Source organism: Dysgonomonas mossii, assembly GCF_004569505.1.
Classification (GTDB): domain Bacteria; phylum Bacteroidota; class Bacteroidia; order Bacteroidales; family Dysgonomonadaceae; genus Dysgonomonas.
Map to the genome: position 1 here is coordinate 1 of NZ_SPPK01000117.1, position 398 is coordinate 398.

A 398-nucleotide genomic window follows, 5' to 3' on the forward strand; every position below is an offset into this window, starting at 1 on the left:
TTTTGCCTTAAAATCTACTATAGATAAAATTCAAATAAATCCAACTCAAATACAAAATGTTATTTTCGGAAATGTTATTCAATCTGGCAGTGGTCAAAACCCTGCTCGACAAATCGGTATTAATTCAGGTGTCCCATACAAGACGCCAGCAATGACAGTAAATGAAGTATGTGGATCTGGCCTAAAATCTATTATTTTAGGTAGGCATCGCATACAGTTAGGAGAAGCTGAGGTTGTAGCTGTTGGTGGTATCGAAAGCATGACAAATGCTCCAGAACTTATTTTTAAAAAGGACACTGCTCCTGTAAAAAGTTTTATGCATGATGGTTTAACAGATGTATTTAATCAAATACCAATGGGTTTAACAGCTGAACGTATTGCTGAAAAGTATGATGATA

General features: G+C 35.2%; 1 protein-coding gene. It reads left to right on the forward strand.

All coding sequences use genetic code 11. The features are described 5' to 3' along the window. A partial coding sequence (locus tag E4T88_RS17695) for a thiolase family protein (RefSeq protein WP_306461447.1) occupies window positions 1-398 on the forward strand: 398 nt, incomplete at both ends.